The sequence below is a fragment of the Aurantibrevibacter litoralis genome, from assembly GCF_034651555.1.
In the GTDB taxonomy this organism is placed as follows: domain Bacteria; phylum Bacteroidota; class Bacteroidia; order Flavobacteriales; family Flavobacteriaceae; genus Aurantibrevibacter; species Aurantibrevibacter litoralis.
The window spans coordinates 21162-39862 of record NZ_JAYEEQ010000001.1 but is presented as its reverse complement, the minus strand read 5'-3'; the positions used below and the strand labels follow the sequence as shown (position 1 = coordinate 39862).

Sequence of the window (18701 nt, the reverse complement as noted above, 5' to 3'; positions counted from 1 at the left end):
GGTATAATTTAACATTACAGCGCTATGTGTACCGTGGAGATTCCCAAGCCTATTATTGGACTTTTATCTCCTTTGTAATTTTAAGTACCTTTGACCGCGGAACTATTTAGGGAAGATATTTATAGGATGGGCAAATCTTTTAATTTTGCGGTTTTGGGAGGTGGTAGTTGGGCTACGGCTATTGTTAAAATGCTGACCGAAAACCGCGATAAGGTTGTTTGGTATATGCGAAACACCGATGCATTAGCGCATCTGAAAAGCCAAAGGCATAATCCTCATTATTTGAGTTCGGTAGAATTTGATCTGAATCAGTTGCAATTAACCGATGACATCAATACCGCTGTGGCTGCTGCCGATGTATTGATTTTTGCCATTCCTTCCGTTTTTTTGGAGGCCGAATTGGGAAAGCTTACCGTGCCTTTAGCTCCTAAAATTGTATTCTCGGCCATTAAGGGAATCGTACCGGAAACCGGTTTGATTGTCGGTGAGCATTTCAATACAAAATACCATATTCCCTTGGAGAACATCGGCGTCATAACAGGACCATGCCATGCCGAAGAAGTGGCCTTAGAACGATTATCGTATTTAACCATTGCATGTGCCGATTTGGAAAAAGCAAAAATGGTAGCAAAACATCTCAATAGCCACTATATAAAAACCAAGATTTCAGGCGATATTATAGGCACGGAGTATGCGGCAATGCTAAAAAACATCTATGCCATTGCGGCGGGCATAGGGCACGGATTGGGTTATGGCGATAATTTTCAAAGTGTGCTCATGAGCAATGCGATTCGGGAAATGAACCGCTTTATTAAAAAAGTGCACAAAATAAAGCGCAATATCAACAATTCGGCTTATTTGGGCGATTTATTGGTTACAGGGTATTCCACATTTAGTCGCAATAGAATGTTTGGGAATATGATTGGTAAAGGGTACACGGTAAAAAGCGCCATGATGGAAATGAGCATGGTGGCCGAAGGCTACTATGCCACCAAAAGCGCGTATCTTATGAATAGGGGCTTTACAAAGCCGTCTCGTACGCCCATTATGGATGCCGTCTACGGCATTTTATATGAAGGCAAAAGTGCCAAATACACCTTTAAAGAATTGGCAGATCATCTGGATTAAATTAACACTAACGCATCCTTTTTTGAACTTCAATTATCGTTGTACCTTGAGCCGATATTAAGGATATCATTCACAACCTCTAATATAATTTTTAGTGCCCTTGCTTTATACCTGATTGTTTTGCGCTAATTTCAGTATTTTCATACTTCACATTGGTAGAAATATTAAATTAAAAAGTAAAAGTTATACCTTTATAAAATTTAAAATACCTTTTAATCCCTACTTCCCGATGAAAAAAAATCTGTTTTACGCCTGCTGCTTCCTTTTTCTGTTTGCATGTAAGGAATCCAATCAAAAAAGAGAAATTCCTTCAGCCGTTGAATTTATAATAGACAGTACTGCCAAAAATCGTTTGAATACTGCCTTGGAATCGTTTGTTGCTTCGGGAAATATTGCCGGAGTTTCTGCTCTTATCATAGAAAAAGATACCGAAGTCTACTACGGTGCTTTTGGCTATAGCGACAAAGAAGCCCAAAAACCCATGGAACGAAATACCATTGTACAAATCTATTCCATGACCAAACCTGTTACCGGAACCGCATTAATGACCTTGTATGACCAAGGAAAGTTTAGGTTAGACGATCCGCTAGAACAATATGCCCCTGAATTTGCAGATATGAAGGTTTATGTGGGGGAAGATACCAATGGCAACCCCATAGTAGAACCTGTAAAAAGACCCATTACCATTAGGGATATTACGCGGCACACCGCCGGTTTTGGCCGAAATGCCGATATTCCCGGTTTGGGCAAACACATTGCCAAAGCAGACGCCCTAAATCGTGAAAACACCCTAACGCAAATGGCCGAAAAAATGGGGCAAACGCCCTTGTATTTTCATCCAGGAGAACGCTGGGAGTACGGTCCTTGTGTAGATGTACAGGCTTTTTTGGTAGAACGCATATCGGGTATGCCGTATGCTGATTATGTGAAGCAGTATGTTTTGGAGCCATTAAAAATGAAAGAAACGCGTTATTTTATACCTGAAAACGATCGGGATCGCTTTGCCGCCCTTTATATTCGCACAGGAGAAGGTGCCTTAGAACGAGATACGGTAACGTATAGCAATTATACCAAACCATGGCCGTTGACCAGAGGTGGCTCGGGGCTTACGGCGACCATAGATGATTATATGCGCTTTGCGCAAATGCTGGTTAAAGAAGGAAGTTTGGACGGCACACGTGTTTTAAAACCTGAAACGGTTCAACTCATGGCTACCAATCAACTGGATGAGCAGGTTACGGAACGTTCCTTTTTGCCCAGCAAAGGCCAAGTAGGTTTTGGAATTGATTTTGCAGTGCGACTTGCCCCTCCGGCTGCTACTTCGGAGGCCAATGGTGTGGTAGGCGAATTTTTTTGGGATGGTGCTGCGAGCACCCTTTTTTGGGTAGACCCCGTAAACCAACTTACAGCCGTGCTGTTTGTGCAACTGTTTCCTTACGACCAAATTGGATTACATAAAGCCTTTAGAGATGCCGTGTATGGCCCTGTACAGGTAGATTAAGTACTGTTAAGGTAAATTACATGAAATCGTTGATTGTTTTGGCAAACCTCGCTCCCACTGATTTCAAAATTAGTGACGCCTAAAAATTAGAGGTACAACGAACTAAAGTAGTTTTAAATCTTTAATCGTTTTAAACGCCACATCTACGTGCTCATCATTCACCACAATGGTAAATTCGTTCGTGGTAGATATCACTTCATAGAGTATTATCCCTTCCCAAGCCAAACGCTGAAAAATAAAATAGTAAATACCGGGTACGCTCACGTTCTCAGCAGGTAATTTTACAGTAATGGAAGAAAGTCCCTCGGCCTTTTGTGTGCACTTCTCATTTTTGAATAATTCTTCCACCGTTTTATCCAAAATAGCACTCACCACAATATTCATTTCGTTAACTCCGCGCGAAGAAGTGTAAAAAACCTCCTTGTTTTGATTTACGGCTTTCATCAGTTCTACCTGATTTTCCAAAATGGTATCGGAAACCAAAAAAGTAAAATCGGTTAAGGAAGAACGTACTGTTATTTCGCCGATATTCTTTAAAACTTTTATGATTTTGTGAGTGGCTCTAAATTCCAAATCATCAGACAAGCGCTTCAAGGCCATAACAATAGCTCCATTTCTAATATCCTTGCCCAGCTCACTTTCAATTTCGGGTCTTATAATTCTCGACAAAGAAGTTAAATTGATGATTCCCTGCGCTAAGGCACTTTGCAAAAATGGCTTTTTTTTGATGTAATCTTCTACAACAGATGAAATGGTTTTCATTCGTTCTTTTTAATTGGTTTTTAAAGGCTCTAGCTTCACGTGTTGTAAGGCATAGATCACTACCGTGAGACGCACATCTATCGATTCGCGTATCGCCCTTTTTGATTTTAAGGTTGTAGGCAAAAATAACAAATTGTTACAAATAACACAAACAATATTTTCCTTTAATTTCAAAAATTTTCAAAAAAGGTCATTCTAATTTGCTTTATATAAATGCATTGTAAGTTTTTACTTCTATTTTAGGGTGAAATAGCACAGCCGCTCACGAATTCCCTAAAAATGATAAAATGCATTTTCCACATGGGTTAGGGTATAGCGGTTACCTTGTTTTAGGATCGTAATAATATCAAACCTTACGTCTACATCCAAGTCATTTTGAACCACATAATGATTTGCCGCCATCACCACAAGCTTTATTTTTTTTGCATTAACCGTATTGGCAATATGCTCCAAAAAATAGGAACTTCTCGATTTTACCTCCACAATAGCCAATACCTCACCCTTTTGGGCAATAATATCAATTTCTGCTTTTTGGTAACGATAGTTTCGATGTTTTATGCGATACCCTTTTTCAATTAAAAAATCTACCGCCCGCTGTTCTCCCTCCTGTCCAAATTCATTATGCTTTCCCATAATTTTAAAGGTATGGCTATCAAATTGTTGCATTTCATCGAATAAATAAACAATTCATCGGTTTATTTAAACACAACATCGTAAATTCAGCCTCTGAATAACGAAAATAATGGGAATACTATACTTTCCAAAATATTCGTTCGTTTATATGTAACCCCATTACTATAAACCTACTTAACGTAATGTAGCCTATGGAATATTTCATTAATTGTAATACTTCGTCGCTAGCTCCCTATACCACCCCTTTGGATGCGCAACGGGCAGCGCATTTATACCGAAGACTGGGTTTTAGTGGATCTGTAGCCACCATAAATCAGGCGGTAGGACAAACCGCTAACACCTTGGTAAACACTTTAATCGACCAGGCTCTTGCTATGCCGCCCTTGGCAGCCCCTGCATGGGCTACCTGGAATAATAGCAATTATCCCGAGGACGATGATCTTAGAAATCAGCTTATACGTGCTCAGGCAGAAGATTTTGGGGTAAGTTATACCAATGCGTTACTCAACAATACGCTTAGAGATCGCTTAAGCTTTTTCTGGAGCAATCATTTTGTAACCGAATACGATGTGTATAATTGCAACGCCTTCTTATATGGATATATAAATTGCCTTCAGCGAAATGCCCTAGGTAATTTTAAAACCTTTGTAAGCGAAATTGGCCTTACCAGTGCTATGTTGTACTATTTGGATGGTGCTTTTAACAATGGCAATAACCCCAACGAGAATTACGCACGTGAACTTTATGAGCTGTTCACTTTGGGCGAAGGCAACAATTACACCGAAGCAGACATCGTAGAAACAGCCAAGGCCATTACGGGCTACGTGAACAGAGGTGAGGTGGGTTGTACCGAAGTAACGTTTGATCCTACCCGATTCAACACCGAAAACAAAACCATTTTTGGGCAAACCGGCAACTGGGATTACGCCGATGTCATTGATATCTTGTTTGAACAACGACCCAATGAAATCGCCGGATTTATTTGTAAAAAATTATATGAGTTTTTTGTACACCCAGATTCAACCGATGCCGCAGGAAATGCCCAGACCATAATTCAGGGGATGGCCAACACCTTTATAAGTTCTAATTTTGAATTGGCACCGGTGCTATCGCAGTTGTTTAAAAGCCAACATTTCTTTGATGACGAAGCCATTGGGGTTATTATAAAAAGTCCGTTCGATTTGTATCTAAATTTTATCAAGGAGACCAACTTTGCCTATGATGATAATACGGTACTAAATGTGATCGATGCCAGTGATCTTTTAGGACAAACCCTGTTTGATCCCTTTGACGTGGCCGGATGGCAGCGAAATCGGGATTGGATCAATACCAATTTTATTATAGGGAGGTGGCTTACCTTAGAAGTGTTCCTAGATCGTTTCTTTAATGAAAATCCTGAACAATTCCGAAACTTTGCTCTGGAGGCCGTTGGGCCTAGTCATAGCAACACCAGTAACCCAAGGGTTGTGGTTGAGGCTATTGTGGACAAAATTACACCTAAAGGCCTACTGACAGAAGCAGATTTTAACAACGCCCTGTCTGCCTTTATGATAGAAGATGTACCCGAATTTTATTACAGTCCGGATTTTACGCCCGACGGTGAAAGTATTTGGGCTATTTCGTACAGCCAAGAAGTACCCTCACAAGTGTACTTGCTTCTTATTCACTTATCCAGACAACCCGAATTTCAATTAAAATAAAACCTACGCTTATGTGCGATACCCCTCACCCTAAAGGTTCTTCAAAAAAGCCACGTCACCACGACGAACACGATTTTGAACACAAATACTGGAGCCGCCGTTCCTTTTTACAAGCTTTAGGCATAGCGGGCTCGGGCACCATGATGCTGGGCAGTAATTTTCTTACCGCCTCTGCCCCATCCCCCTTAACAGCGGCACTAACCGCCGCCGAAACCGACAATATTTTAATTTTGATACGATTATCGGGAGGGAACGATGGCCTTAACACGGTGATACCCATACAACAATACGACACCTACCGAAACGCCCGTCCTAACATTTATATACCGGAAAGCAAAGTGCTGAAATTAACCGACGATTTTGGCGTTCCGTCCTATATGAAGGCGTTTGAACCCATGTGGGGCGACGGTCAGTTTAAGGCGGTGCACGGCGTGGGATACCAAAACCAAAGCCTATCGCATTTTACCGGATCCGATATTTTTGCCAATACCGATTTAACGACTACCGGATTTAGTGGTTTAGATACCGGATGGATGGGGAGGCATTTTGAAAACCTCTACCCCGATTATTTATCCGATGCCCCCGGGAGCAGACCGGATTGGCCCGCCGCCATTCAAATCGGAAATTACGGAAGTTTGGTGTTTCAAGGCGAAGAAACCAACTATGCCTTTGTAACCAATAATATTGATCAATTAGAACAAATAGCCCAAACTGGGTTACAATATTCTTTAGATCCGGCTCTTTTTGACAATTGTATGTACGGAGATCAGCTTCGATTTTTACGAGGCGTCTCTAATGTAACCAACGATTATGCCGGTGTTATACATGAAGCCTATGAACGCGGACAAAATCAAGTAGCATATCAAAATAACGGATTTGCACGGCAGATGGCCCTTTTGGCGCGGTTAATAAAAGGCAATTTAGGCACCAAGGTGTACATGATATCTATGGGTGGTTTTGATACGCATGGCAATCAGCCCATAGCGCACGAAAGGTTAATGACCGACCTCTCTATAGCAGTGAACAATTTTTATGAAGATTTGGGTTTTACCCAACAGGACGATAAGGTACTAAGCATGACCTTTTCAGAGTTTGGCCGCCGTATCTTTGAAAATGGCTCTAACGGCACCGACCATGGTAAAGCTGCACCAACCTTATTTTTTGGTTCCGGGCTAAATGGCAGTGCTTTTGTGGGTGAACATCCTACATTGGACGATCCGGACGGTCGCGGAAATTTGGAATATACCATGGACTTTAGAGATTTGTATGCTACGGTAATGGCAGAATGGCTCTGTGTACCCATTCCTTTGGTAGAGCAGCACTTATTAGGACACCCTTATATGCCCGTAAACCTAGGCTTCAATTGCAGCGGCGTGGATTTTCCCGATATTGTATATAATGATGGCGCACCTACCCTGCCGACACAACCAACGCCGGTAGACCCCAACAATCCTGGCGAGGATTTACTGAACGCTATTGTGCATAAACCTTTTTATCCCAATAAAAACTCGCCCCATATTTATTTGGAAATGCCTTTTACCGCACATGTAGATATTCAGTTGTACAATATTTTAGGGCAGAATGTTGGTACCGTATATAACGAAATGGTGTTAGAAGGATCCATGGAAATTAATGTGCAAGATCGCATGCCCATGAGCCTAGCCACCGGAAAATATATTTACCGTATACAAGTGCAGAACAAAAAAATGAGTAAATCATTATTGGTCTCCTAAAAATTCCCCCAAATCTGTAAAAGTCTTCCTTACAAATTCGTTTTGTGATGAAGACTTTTTTTGTGGGATCAGTACCGGGTTTTGTAGGCAGCTTACTAATGGTTCAAAGAGCCTGTCCTGAGCCTAGCCGAAGGATTACCCCTGCCCATAAGGAACTTGCACCCTCTAGATTAATTTTTTATCTTCCGATAAATAAAAGATGCCCATGCTGGGCACACACAATGGCTATAGTTCATTGCGGCGGAAAATCCTCGCGAATTTATCCGCAACAAAACCATAGCCACAAACGTTGGGAATAATTAGAGAATGGAACGACTTTTTATAACTATACTTACAATTTTATGTTTGAGTTGTTCTAATGAGAAACAAAAGATGAAATCAGAATTAGAAAAATTAGATAGTCAGCTAAAACAAAAACGTCCAGGCTATTATGGCAAGCTTCAAAAACCATTGTCTGAAGCGCAAATTTTAGATTTAGAAACAAAATATGAAATCAAACTACCGAATGATTTAAAAGAACTTTACTTATGGAAAAATGGACAAGAAAGTAGTTGTTATGAACCGTTTGTCAATAATTCATTATTTGAACCTTTAGGGGAAGTTTTATCTGGAAATAAAGAATTCACTCAAATGATTGGTTACGATTTTGAGATTGAAAATTGGTGGAATAAAGCTTGGTTACCCATATTCGGAAATGGAGGTGGTAGTTACATTTGTTATGATATTGAAGGTGTTTTTACAGGAGAGCGTGGACAATTAATTGAATATTGGAATGAATTTGATGATAGACCAGTAATTGCACCGAATCTTTTAAGCTTTATAACAAGATTAAATCAATATTATGAAGAAACACCATTAGAAGAATTTGATGAATACTTTGATATTAGGGAAAGAATCTCAGAATGGAATAAGGAATTTATTGTAAACAAACCTATTAAAAAATAACTATTGCCAGTCTAGTAGACAGCTCCGCCATTGACTGACGGAGTGCGCCCCTGCATTGCCGGCAGCCAGGTCTCACACCACCTTACACTTCGGCTAGGCTCGGTGTAACCCAAGCGGGTCTCGTATACGGCGGTTCGTAAATTGACAGGGGGGTCAATTCTATGTAAAGCTGTAACATTGCTTGGTAGCCTATTGGTACGAAACCAAAACACCTACAGATTTTACAATCCATAATATGGGGTAACCCCCAAAAACTGTATTTTTGTGCCCAAATCGGATTTCATGGCTCAGAAGCAACAAAACCACAATAACACAACGCAACCTAACAGGTATACCATTACCGCTGCATTGCCCTATACCAATGGTCCTATTCATATAGGCCATTTGGCCGGAGTGTATGTCCCCGCCGATATCTATGCGCGTTACCTTAGATTAACCGGCAATGATGTGCTTTTTGTGTGCGGCAGCGATGAGCACGGGGTGGCCATTTCTATGAAAGCGAAAAAAGAACAAGTGTCGCCTAAGGAAATCATCGACAAGTACCATGGTATAATTAAGCAATCTTTTTCCGATTTTGGAATTTCTTTCAATAATTATTCCCGTACCTCCGCTCCTATACACCATCAAACCGCTTCCGAATTTTTTAAAAAATTATATGATAAGGGCGATTTTATAGAGGAAAACACGGCCCAATTATTTGATGAAGAAGCACAACAGTTTCTGGCCGATCGCTTTGTTATTGGTACTTGTCCCAAATGCAGTCATGTAGATGCCTACGGAGATCAATGCGAAAATTGTGGTTCTTCTTTGAATGCCACGGACCTCATCAACCCCAAGTCTACCTTATCCGGAAGCATTCCGGTGCTGAAAGAAACAACACATTGGTTTCTTCCCTTAGATCGGTACGAGGATTTCCTAAAGGAATGGATTTTGGTGGGTCATAAAAACGACTGGAAACCCAATGTGTACGGACAATGCAAATCTTGGATTGATGATGGCTTAAAACCCAGAGCAGTAACCCGCGATCTGGATTGGGGCATTCCTGTACCCCTAGATGGTGCCGACGGAAAAGTACTGTACGTATGGTTTGATGCTCCTATTGGTTATATATCGGCCACCAAAGAATGGGCCGCAAGAGAAGGAAAAAAGTGGGAACCGTATTGGAAAGATGCCACCACAAAATTGGTGCACTTTATCGGAAAAGACAATATTGTCTTTCATTGCATCATTTTTCCTGCGATGTTAAAAGCAGAAGGCAGCTATATTTTGCCCGAAAATGTGCCCGCCAATGAGTTCCTTAATTTGGAGGGACAAAAATTATCAACTTCCAAAAACTGGGCGGTTTGGTTGCACGAATATTTGGAAGATTTTCCAAATATGCAAGACGTTTTGCGCTATGCGCTTACGGCGAACGCTCCGGAAACCAAGGATAACGATTTTACTTGGAAAGACTTTCAGGCCAGAAATAATAACGAACTGGTGGCCATATTCGGGAACTTTATAAACCGTGTGGTAGTGCTTACCCATTCGTACTACGAAGGCGAAGTTCCAGAACCGGGCACGTTGAATGATGTAGATAAGGCTACTTTAGGTGATATCCAAAAATTTCCGGGTCTCATAAGTGCCGCTATAGAAAAATACCGATTTAGGGAAGGGAGTCAAGAAGTAATGAATTTAGCACGCCTTGGCAACAAATACCTGGCCGATGAAGAGCCGTGGAAAGTAATTAAGGAAGATAAAAATCGGGTTAAGACCGTTATGTTTGTTGCCCTTCAGATTGCTACTGCGCTGGCTGTATTAAGCGAGCCTTTTCTGCCCTTTACATCAAATACACTAAAAGATATGCTGGGCTTGTCCAAAAATGGAAAATCAAGCGGTAGCGGTAGTGGCGGATATGCCACAGAGGGCATAGCCAACCATTGGGATGCTATTGCTTCAAATGAGATTGTGCTCCCGGCCGGACATAAAATACGCAAAGCGGAGTTGCTGTTTTCTAAAATAGCCGACGAAACCATTCAATTACAATTAGATAAACTCAGTGCCACCAAAAAAGCCAACGAAATCATGAATAAGGAAATAGCCCCACAGAAAGAGACCATTCAATTCGACGATTTTTCTAAAATGGATATCCGTATCGGGACTATTGTAGAAGCCGAAAAGATGCCCAAGGCTAAAAAATTGCTGGTTCTAAAAGTAACCACAGGACTAGACACGCGGACAATTGTTTCCGGCATTGCCGAAAGCTTTACCCCCGAAGAAATTATTGGGAAAAGAGTGAGTGTATTGGTTAATTTAGCTCCAAGAGCCCTTAGAGGGGTTGCAAGCGAAGGCATGATTTTGATGACTGAAAATACCGAAGGAAAATTAGTGTTTCTAAATCCCGATGAACCCGCAGTAGCCGATGGCGTAGCAGTGAGTTAAACAGCGTATTCCCTTAGTTAATCGAAAAATTACAAGGAATAACCAATGCCAACAGTCCTCCTTTTTGGCAATTAGTAGGTGTACCCGCTTCCGAGAACTCATTTACAAGAAAGAAGCTTTTTCCTTTCGCAAAAAAGCTATTCTTTGTAACTTTATAAAAAATCGAAAAAATGTTATCCAAAAAATTAGAAAAAGCACTTAACGATCAAATCCGCATAGAGGCAGAATCGTCTCAGACCTATTTGTCCATGGCTTCTTGGGCAGAAGTAAAAGGGCTGGAAGGCATTGCCCGATTTATGTATACCCATTCCGATGAGGAACGCATGCACATGTTGAAACTGATAAAATACGTGAACGAACGGGGCGGACAGGCGTATGTGTCTGACCTAAAAGCACCGAAATCCGATTTTGTGTCGTTTCAAAAAATGTTTGAAGAATTGTATGCGCATGAGCAATTTGTATCAGACAGCATAAATGAACTGGTACATGTTACTTTACAGGAAAAAGATTATGCCACGCATAATTTCTTGCAGTGGTATGTGGCAGAGCAAATTGAAGAAGAGGCTCTTGCGCGCACTATTCTAGATAAGATAAATCTTATTGGAAACGACAAAGGCGGTCTCTATCTTTTTGACCGAGACGTGCAGCAAATTACAGCCGACAGTGCTGCAGCCAATGCGGCACCCTAAAATTTTAACGTAATTATTTATTTAGATTGAATTAAAATAAGTAAGTTTGTCTATGCTTTTACTATTGGCATGGGTAAGAAGAAGAAAAAAGACGCTACAAAAGGTATAAAAGAGAAAGAAGTTTTAAAAAAGCTTCAAAAAAAGGCATTACAACGGTGCAATCCGGAGAAGTGCAAAACCAAATGTTGCGAAAAATATGAAAAAGGCGAATCGAAACGCTGTGGGCGATGCCCCTGTTACGATTTGCTGCAACGTGTAGCATAAAAAAGCACCGCCATGGCGGTGCTTTTCCTTTTTTAAGATGATTAAATTAGGCATTTATTCTAGTTTAGGGCTTGCCTATAAGTAAGATTTCGTTGCATTTTACTTCGGTAACATACCTTTTTTCGCCTTCTTTAGTTTCGTAGGAGCGGTTGGTAAGTTTGCCTTCTATAGCCACTTCCTTTCCCTTGGTTAAATAATTCTCTGCCAATTCTGCGGTTTTGCCCCAGGCCACGACATTGTGCCATTGGGTTTCCGTAACCTTTTCGCCTCTAGCGTTCTTGTAGGTTTCGTTCGTAGCTATGGAAAATTTGGCAAGTTTGTTGCCGCTTTCCAAGTTTACAATTTCTGGGTCGTTGCCCAAGTTTCCAATCAACTGTACTTTGTTTCTAAGTGCGTTCATAATAAAAAAAATTAAGGTTAAACAGTTAATACTATCGAGTTCTTATGTTTCGACAGGGCAAACATAACATCCTTAAAATCAGGTATTCGGTTGGAAATTATTTATTTTCGTTTGTAATCGTTTGTAGTCGGTTGTTTTTGATTATTTAACCTTTTGGAAATAATAAGACTTCTTCAAGTTATCCACATGTTCAATCACATCCTGATTGTCAAATTTTTTTTGATAGTATGAAAGACTTTTGGTTTTAGTAATTAATTGACTTATGGCACGAACGAACTCATTTAAGGAAGTTGATGCATGAATTACCTTATTTTCATGTATGGCAACATATAAATTGCGTACTTGTTTATTCATATTCTCGTAAGAAGTTAACCAAATATAATAAATATCTCGATTATTAATTATTTACTGTTGTTAGTTTATCAAATTTAACTTTGGTAAACAATTGTCTGTTTCGTACTTTTATAGCACAAAAAACGCCGGTAGTGGAATACCGGCGTGAAAAATTTAAAACTAACTGTTGATGTTTGCTACAACCCATCTAGGAACAGCTCATGAGACCCTCTTCGACCAGTTGATTTTAACTTTTTTAAAAATTGGGCGGAATTATAATATTATTCCATTCCACCCCTTGAAAGACTATTCATCTAACAAGTTTCGTTTTGGATTACCTACTTACTTTAGTGGTAATCCGAACGGTTCTGGTAATACGAATCCTTCTAACGGGAATCGTAACTGTTCTTCTAATAACTCTAATTGCCATAACGCTTAGTGTTTTAGTTGAATAGATGTCGGATTAGGACTCTCCTAATCCCAAAAAGGCCACTGTCCTAAAGTGGTCTTTTACTTTATATCAAACTTTGACAATCATTTGTATTAAACTTCAACAATATCGTTTCTACCATATTATTAAATGTTCTATAGTTTTGGTCTGCTAACTAATTTACCTTCCACATTACATCAGGTCTAAATCTTAATGTCTTTAGAGTTATTTCAGTTTTCATGATGCATTGATTTTTAGATTAATAGATTTTCAAATTTAATGCTTTTTAAACGCATGAATCAATCGCAAACGATAAAGAATTACAAAGTTTTTAACGTATAGTGTTGAAAAGTGAATTGACTAGTAATGTTTGCTGCCTTCAAGTATGAGTTAAATTTTTTGTAGGCTTCCCTTTTTTACTAAACCAACAAACCATCACCGAAAAGCACAAACGAAAAAAAATTAACGCTCAGGCTTATAATGGAAGAAAGATGAGAAATAAAAAATAGATCGTTAAAACCCGGTCGCAACCAATCAAACGCTTCCCATAGTAAAAATACCGCCCCCAACGTTTAATCAACACCGCATTCATGCTTTGCTTTGCAAGCGGCATGAATGCTTATTTGTTGTGTGCAGTTTTTATTCCGCTATTTTTTTCTTTAAGTCCATTCTTTCGTGCAATATTCTTGTTATCTCAACATAATTTTCATTTAGAGTTCTGTAGAAAATTATATGTCGATTTGCTTTCATTCCGAGAAGTTGTCTTGAAATTCCATCATATTTTTTTCCTAATTCTGGATTTTCAGCGATTTCTTGGCAATTGGAAATAAGTCCATCGTAATATTTGTCAGCTTGTTGTTCAGACCAAACCTCAAACGTGTAATCCCAAATCTTTGATAAATCCTCGACAGCTTTGTTGGTCAGTTTATATTCAGCCATTCGAGTGCTTTCGCGCTTTTAAAGATTCAAGATGTTTTTTTGGGTCAAAGTCGTGAGCTATTCCGCTGTCAATTCCTTCTTGAATTGCTTTTTTCAATGCAATCACTTTACTTTCTTCCTCTTCTAAAAGTCTCAATCCTGCACGAATAACTTCGCTTACATTTTTGAACCTTCCTTCGCTTATTCGGCTTTGAACGAATTGGTCAAAATAATTTCCGAGTGATATTGATGTGTTTTTGTTCATTATATTACTAATTTTATCAAATATACCAAAAATTGGTATAAACGCAAAATTTTTCTCAAATTGCACACTACGGTTTAGCTATGAACAGTACGGGAGCAAACTGGCGTTTACTTTCCCCCACGCACCTAGCAAAATCTTTTGGTTTTGGTTTTCTTTTTTTTCGACAAAGCAAAATCCCAAAGATTTTGCGGTCATCATAACTATACGCAAACCCTGCGATTAAGCCCTAAAGCCTGTATTGTTTATAGATTTTGTTGAACTAAACCCCAAAGTGGTAGCCTTTCCAAACTCAAAAAAAGTACCATCTTTAGGGTTTAATCTTTCAATCTAAAGATTCCCGGACCTTTGGGTCGGGGTTTCCTATTTATCGCTCTTTTGGGGAATCGGTTCAAAAACTTCGCCGACAGTATGAACTGGCGGGAAAAAGTGAGAGTACGGTGGTTAATTACAGCCACTGTTTATCGCAAATGGCACTGCATTTTGGTTGCTGTCCGAGCGAACTTGACAAAGAACAGGTCTTGGATTATTAATACTGGCAAAACCTATTAAACCAACAAACCATCACCGAAAAGCACAGACTAAAAAAAATTAACGCTCAGCCGTAATGGACGAAAACTGCCCAAAAAACAGGAAGAAAGATGAAAAATAAAAAATAGATGGTTAAAACTAGGTCGCAACCAACCAAACGCTGTTTTGCTGACCGAAAAAGCTACTTGAAACCACTCAGAAAGTGCTTTTGACCAACAACTAGATCAAACGCTTTCCCCCATAATAAAAATTACCGCCCCAACGTTTAGTCAACACCGCGTTCATGCTTTGCTTTGCAAGCAGCACGAACGCTTAGTTGTTATCCACAGTACTTTCACTCGAATAGTCCTTTTATTGTGTTCATTGGTAGAAACATTTTTCCGCTATCTGGCAATTTAATAAATCCATATTTATCATAAAATCTTTCAGCATCTTCATCGATTGGGTCAACTACGACAGCAAACGAACCAATACTTTTTGAAATTTCATAACTCCTTTTTAAAGCATCTACTAGTAATAATTTTCCGATTCCTTGTTTTTGAAATCGATTATCTATTGCCAAACGTCCGAGAAGAGTAGTGGGAATTGATTTATATGAATTCGGTAGTTTCTTTTGAAATTCGTTTGGTATCAGTTCTTGAGATATACTATTATTGGCTAAAGTGTAATAACCTTTTAATAAATCGGTTTCCTTGTCGTTCAGAACGAAACAAGCGGATAATTTTCTTTTGATGTCTTGGTTTGCTTGTTTATGCAAATAATCATCGAGCATATCTTTTCCGCACGAGAATTCCTTTTTTCTATGGGTTGAATTTAGGTTTTCGGTCAGTTCGTTCATTAATCCAAAAGAGCTTTGTATTCATTGGCAGCATTGATAAGATTCTTATTCGCTTTCGATGAATTAGTGATTGCATCAAAGAATATTTCGCTATCTCTTTCTGACGCAATAATCCGCTCTTTTTCTGAAATGATTTCTTTAGCTTTTTCTTGTACTGTTAAAACGACAAAATCCGTTAAACTTCTGTATCCACCAACTCGTGCAGCTCTTTCAAAAAATACTTTTTGTTCTTTTGATAGTCGAGTGTCAAATCTCGCTTTGTTCTGTTTTATTTCTTTCGTTGCCATAATTATAAGTTTGTAGGAATCAAATGTACGCTTAAAATACGTACTAAACAAGTAATTGTACGGTTATTTTCCGTGAGTTTGGATTTTTTCGTGTTCTGACTAACTATTTACAATATATTTAAAATCAAGTATTTGCAAATCCAAGATCTTCATTATGTAGCCTTCCCCAAATTTATCGATTTGTTTTTTAATCCTCTTGACTAAACCCAATTTTCTCTTCGGATCTAAAAACAGATATCCTTCCAGATTGATTAAAACCAGGTCGCAACGATAAGGCATACCCGGATTATTAATTGCGCTTTGCCACTAGACAGCCCGCTACACAGGTTTAAATATTCATATTTATCCGTTTATCACTCCAAAAAGGGAAGTAAGCTCGCTCGGTATTCCCACGCCTTATACACAAATATGCCCAGGTAAATCACGGCTACCATAAATTTTAGAAAGGTCCCGGTAAGAAACCCTATAAAGGAACCAAAGGCTGCTTTAAAGGCGGTTTTTTTGTCGGCTTTATTTAAAAGCTCACCCAGCAATGCCCCAATAAATGGCCAAATGATAATACCGAAAAAACCGAATATCGGAAAAACCAAGGCGACAATCAGCCCAATCGTTGTGCCTAGCATTCCGGCTTTGCTGCCACCAAACTTTTTAGCGCCCATAGCCGGTATAACATAATCGAGCAGCAGCACCAATAGCGCTACAAGCAAGGTCGTTCCCAATATCCACCAGTCTAGCGGAATTGTACGGGTAAGATACAATAGCAAAAGTCCGATCCAACTTAAGGGTGGTCCGGGAAGTACCGGTAGAAAGCTGCCCAAAATACCGACAATGATAAAAATAAAACCTAAAAGAAGGAGTGCTAAATCCATGTAAACTGCTTTTGAATTTGACGAAGATACTGCAGATTTGTTACATTTTATCAGACTGAAAAAAAGACATACTTCGCCCCGCTTCACCTCTAAAAGTGGAAAAAGGACGCACAATTTCTTTTGAGTTAAAATTATCAACTAAAAAATTAGTTTAAACTAATTTTTTAGTTATATTTGCATAAGCGTTAAACTAAAAACATAGTTGAATGAAACAATTAACCAAGGCAGAAGAAGAGGTAATGCACCTATTGTGGGAGTTACAAAGGTGCAATGTAGCCGCTATAATTGAAGAACTTCCGGAACCCAAACCCGCGTACAACACGGTATCGACCATTGTTAGAATATTGGAAAGCAAAGGTTTTGTAGCCCATCAAAAAGAAGGGAAAGGGCACGTGTATTATCCGTTAGTAAAAAAATCGGACTACAGCCATCAAAGCCTTCATAAATTGGTGGATGGGTATTTTCAGGGCTCTTACAAGAGTATGGTTTCTTTTTTTATGAAAAAAAATGATATGAGCCTGTCCGAATTAGAATCCATATTAAAAGAAATTAAAAAGGACGAAAAATGATACCGTACATTTTAGAATGTGTTGCATTTCAGTTGGTTTTTCTGCTGGTGTATGACCTGTTTTTAAAACAAGAGACTTTTTTTCAATGGAATAGAGTTTACCTCATGGGAACTTATAGTGTGTCCTTGCTTTTGCCATGGATGAAGATTGAAGCATTGCGCACCACTTTGCCAAACCAATATGCTTTGAATCCTAGGTTTTTGTTGTCGCTAGATGAAGTGATCTTGACTACAGATGCATCAAAAAACACCTTTAGCAGTGTCTCTTGGCAAGAGGGCGTATTTCTTTTGGGAATCGTAATTTCACTACTCTTGTTTAGTTTAAAAATCTATCAAATTATAACATTAAAACGCAATGGAAGCGTCCATCGTTTCTCTGAATATACACGAGTTATTGTAGAAAACAGTACTATAGCTTTTTCCTTTTTTAAATCCATTTTTTTGGGAGATCGGGTGGCCAAAAAAGACTACGAAAACATTATTCAGCACGAGTTGGTGCATATAAAACAGGGGCATACGTGGGACTTACTATTTTTTGAACTTATGCGCATTATAGCGTGGTTTAATCCGCTGGTGTACCTCTATCAAAACAGAACATCCGAGTTGCATGAGTATATCGCCGATGCCCAAGTGGCTAAAACCAATAAAAAAGAGCAGTATCAGCTGTTATTATCACAGGTGTTCCAAACGCAACATATTTCATTCATCAATCCATTTTTTAAAACATCATTAATCAAAAAACGAATCGTCATGTTACAAAAAACAAAATCAAAAAAAGTATCGCAGTTGAAGTATTTAGTATTAATCCCAATGCTATTAGGAATGTTAGTCTATAGTTCTTGCATTGCAGATAAAGAAGGTAATACAGTAATACCGTTGAATGAACAGGTTAAAATAATATATGAAGACGGTACTAAAATCTTCACATTGGACATCAATGATTTGGACTTTGTAACGGAAGAGGAAACGAAAAGTCAAAATGACCTTTTGAACAAACTTTCAATAGCCAAGGAAACCGCACTCATTAAGATGGTGGATAAAGAAGAACGATCCATTTTAATCCAGGTAGAAGAAGGTACAATAGTTAGCATGAAAGTGGAGAAGAATATCGGGGACAGGGTCAACTTTAAGATGGAAAATACCACTCCATTTTCCATTGTTGAACAGGTACCTATTTTTCCCGGCTGCGAAGATGCGGAGGATAAGCGTGCCTGTTTTAATGAAAAAATGCAACTTCACATCAGCAAAAACTTTAATTACCCTCCAGATGCTCAAGAAAAAGGCATTCAAGGACGTGTAAATGCCTTATTTTTAATTGCTACAGACGGCAGCATACAGGATATTAAAGTAAGAGGGGTAGACAAAATGCTTGAAGACGAAGTGGAACGCATTATATTGCGACTACCAAAAATGAAACCGGGCGAATCTAATGGACAGAAAGTGGGGGTACCCTATTCTATTCCGGTTACTTTTAAGCTACAGTAACATT

General features: G+C 39.1%; 17 protein-coding genes. 9 read left to right on the top strand and 8 right to left on the bottom strand.

Annotated features, from left to right (window positions below; genetic code table 11):
- Window positions 1-126: 126 nt before the first annotated feature.
- Together U1E44_RS00205 and U1E44_RS00200 are read left to right on the top strand one after the other, a co-directional pair.
- Entirely contained in the window at window positions 127-1128 is a 1002-nt protein-coding gene (locus U1E44_RS00205; protein WP_323673826.1) for an NAD(P)H-dependent glycerol-3-phosphate dehydrogenase, read from the top strand.
- A gap of 229 nt (window positions 1129-1357) precedes the next feature.
- Window positions 1358-2629 carry a serine hydrolase domain-containing protein gene (locus U1E44_RS00200; RefSeq protein WP_322928835.1) on the top strand — a complete coding sequence of 424 codons (1272 nt, stop codon included), beginning with the start codon at window positions 1358-1360 and terminating at the stop codon, window positions 2627-2629.
- 102 nt (window positions 2630-2731) lie between these two features.
- Here the strand turns inward: U1E44_RS00200 and U1E44_RS00195 are convergent, their stop codons facing one another.
- A complete protein-coding gene (locus tag U1E44_RS00195) occupies window positions 2732-3391 on the bottom strand; it encodes a hypothetical protein (protein ID WP_322928834.1) in 660 nt (219 codons plus the stop codon).
- A gap of 273 nt (window positions 3392-3664) precedes the next feature.
- Window positions 3665-4057: a YraN family protein gene (locus U1E44_RS00190; protein ID WP_322928833.1), complete on the bottom strand. Its 393-nt coding sequence runs from the start codon at window positions 4055-4057 to the stop codon at window positions 3665-3667.
- A 158-nt stretch (window positions 4058-4215) separates the two neighbouring features.
- Here U1E44_RS00190 and U1E44_RS00185 point away from each other — a divergent pair, with 158 nt between their 5' ends.
- From U1E44_RS00185 to U1E44_RS00165, 5 genes are all read left to right on the top strand, one after another.
- Complete coding sequence (locus tag U1E44_RS00185) at window positions 4216-5724, top strand: DUF1800 domain-containing protein (RefSeq protein WP_322928832.1); 1509 nt, start codon at window positions 4216-4218, stop codon at window positions 5722-5724.
- Window positions 5725-5735: 11 nt separating this feature from the next.
- Window positions 5736-7457, top strand: coding sequence for a DUF1501 domain-containing protein (locus U1E44_RS00180; protein ID WP_322928831.1), 1722 nt, complete (start codon window positions 5736-5738; stop codon window positions 7455-7457).
- 372 nt (window positions 7458-7829) lie between these two features.
- Complete coding sequence (locus U1E44_RS00175; protein ID WP_322928830.1) at window positions 7830-8402, top strand: SMI1/KNR4 family protein; 573 nt, start codon at window positions 7830-7832, stop codon at window positions 8400-8402.
- Between the two features lie 282 nt (window positions 8403-8684).
- Entirely contained in the window at window positions 8685-10823 is a 2139-nt protein-coding gene (gene metG / locus U1E44_RS00170) for a methionine--tRNA ligase (protein ID WP_322928829.1), read from the top strand.
- 170 nt (window positions 10824-10993) lie between these two features.
- Window positions 10994-11512, top strand: a complete 519-nt coding sequence (locus tag U1E44_RS00165) for a ferritin (protein WP_322928828.1) — start codon at window positions 10994-10996, stop codon at window positions 11510-11512.
- Window positions 11513-11840: 328 nt separating this feature from the next.
- On the opposite strand, the gene U1E44_RS00160 is transcribed toward U1E44_RS00165, so the two are convergent.
- From U1E44_RS00160 to U1E44_RS00135, 6 genes are all read right to left on the bottom strand, one after another.
- Window positions 11841-12176, bottom strand: coding sequence for a single-stranded DNA-binding protein (locus U1E44_RS00160; protein ID WP_322928827.1), 336 nt, complete (start codon window positions 12174-12176; stop codon window positions 11841-11843).
- Window positions 12177-13578: 1402 nt separating this feature from the next.
- Window positions 13579-13878: a type II toxin-antitoxin system RelE/ParE family toxin gene (locus tag U1E44_RS00155; protein WP_322928826.1), complete on the bottom strand. Its 300-nt coding sequence runs from the start codon at window positions 13876-13878 to the stop codon at window positions 13579-13581.
- Entirely contained in the window at window positions 13871-14122 is a 252-nt protein-coding gene (locus tag U1E44_RS00150) for a type II toxin-antitoxin system ParD family antitoxin (RefSeq protein ID WP_322928825.1), read from the bottom strand. The genes U1E44_RS00155 and U1E44_RS00150 overlap by 8 nt, the downstream gene beginning before the upstream one ends.
- 862 nt (window positions 14123-14984) lie before the next feature.
- Entirely contained in the window at window positions 14985-15488 is a 504-nt protein-coding gene (locus tag U1E44_RS00145; protein ID WP_322928824.1) for a GNAT family N-acetyltransferase, read from the bottom strand.
- A complete protein-coding gene (locus tag U1E44_RS00140; RefSeq protein WP_322928823.1) occupies window positions 15488-15775 on the bottom strand; it encodes a type II toxin-antitoxin system TacA family antitoxin in 288 nt (95 codons plus the stop codon). Before U1E44_RS00140 ends, U1E44_RS00145 begins: the two co-directional genes overlap by 1 nt.
- A 353-nt stretch (window positions 15776-16128) precedes the next feature.
- Window positions 16129-16644, bottom strand: coding sequence for a DUF456 domain-containing protein (locus U1E44_RS00135; protein WP_322928821.1), 516 nt, complete (start codon window positions 16642-16644; stop codon window positions 16129-16131).
- A gap of 206 nt (window positions 16645-16850) precedes the next feature.
- Between U1E44_RS00135 and U1E44_RS00130 the strand changes: the two genes are divergently transcribed.
- Together U1E44_RS00130 and U1E44_RS00125 are read left to right on the top strand one after the other, a co-directional pair.
- Complete coding sequence (locus U1E44_RS00130; RefSeq protein ID WP_322928820.1) at window positions 16851-17213, top strand: BlaI/MecI/CopY family transcriptional regulator; 363 nt, start codon at window positions 16851-16853, stop codon at window positions 17211-17213.
- Window positions 17210-18697: a M56 family metallopeptidase gene (locus tag U1E44_RS00125; RefSeq protein WP_322928818.1), complete on the top strand. Its 1488-nt coding sequence runs from the start codon at window positions 17210-17212 to the stop codon at window positions 18695-18697. The genes U1E44_RS00130 and U1E44_RS00125 overlap by 4 nt, the downstream gene beginning before the upstream one ends.
- The last annotated feature ends 4 nt before the right edge of the window (window positions 18698-18701 follow it).

Bases quoted from the DNA above. Each gene is read 5' to 3' on its own strand.
- U1E44_RS00155 (WP_322928826.1), bottom strand. From the start codon at position 13,878: ATGGCTGAATATAAACTGACCAACAAAGCTGTCGAGGATTTATCAAAG.
- U1E44_RS00160 (WP_322928827.1), bottom strand. From the start codon at position 12,176: ATGAACGCACTTAGAAACAAAGTACAGTTGATTGGAAACTTGGGCAAC.
- U1E44_RS00140 (WP_322928823.1), bottom strand. From the start codon at position 15,775: ATGGCAACGAAAGAAATAAAACAGAACAAAGCGAGATTTGACACTCGA.
- U1E44_RS00165 (WP_322928828.1), top strand. From the start codon at position 10,994: ATGTTATCCAAAAAATTAGAAAAAGCACTTAACGATCAAATCCGCATA.
- U1E44_RS00130 (WP_322928820.1), top strand. From the start codon at position 16,851: ATGAAACAATTAACCAAGGCAGAAGAAGAGGTAATGCACCTATTGTGG.
- U1E44_RS00125 (WP_322928818.1), top strand. From the start codon at position 17,210: ATGATACCGTACATTTTAGAATGTGTTGCATTTCAGTTGGTTTTTCTG.
- U1E44_RS00195 (WP_322928834.1), bottom strand. From the start codon at position 3,391: ATGAAAACCATTTCATCTGTTGTAGAAGATTACATCAAAAAAAAGCCA.
- U1E44_RS00175 (WP_322928830.1), top strand. From the start codon at position 7,830: ATGAAATCAGAATTAGAAAAATTAGATAGTCAGCTAAAACAAAAACGT.
- U1E44_RS00200 (WP_322928835.1), top strand. From the start codon at position 1,358: ATGAAAAAAAATCTGTTTTACGCCTGCTGCTTCCTTTTTCTGTTTGCA.
- metG (WP_322928829.1), top strand. From the start codon at position 8,685: ATGGCTCAGAAGCAACAAAACCACAATAACACAACGCAACCTAACAGG.
- U1E44_RS00185 (WP_322928832.1), top strand. From the start codon at position 4,216: ATGGAATATTTCATTAATTGTAATACTTCGTCGCTAGCTCCCTATACC.
- U1E44_RS00205 (WP_323673826.1), top strand. From the start codon at position 127: ATGGGCAAATCTTTTAATTTTGCGGTTTTGGGAGGTGGTAGTTGGGCT.
- U1E44_RS00135 (WP_322928821.1), bottom strand. From the start codon at position 16,644: ATGGATTTAGCACTCCTTCTTTTAGGTTTTATTTTTATCATTGTCGGT.
- U1E44_RS00190 (WP_322928833.1), bottom strand. From the start codon at position 4,057: ATGCAACAATTTGATAGCCATACCTTTAAAATTATGGGAAAGCATAAT.
- U1E44_RS00145 (WP_322928824.1), bottom strand. From the start codon at position 15,488: ATGAACGAACTGACCGAAAACCTAAATTCAACCCATAGAAAAAAGGAA.
- U1E44_RS00180 (WP_322928831.1), top strand. From the start codon at position 5,736: ATGTGCGATACCCCTCACCCTAAAGGTTCTTCAAAAAAGCCACGTCAC.
- U1E44_RS00150 (WP_322928825.1), bottom strand. From the start codon at position 14,122: ATGAACAAAAACACATCAATATCACTCGGAAATTATTTTGACCAATTC.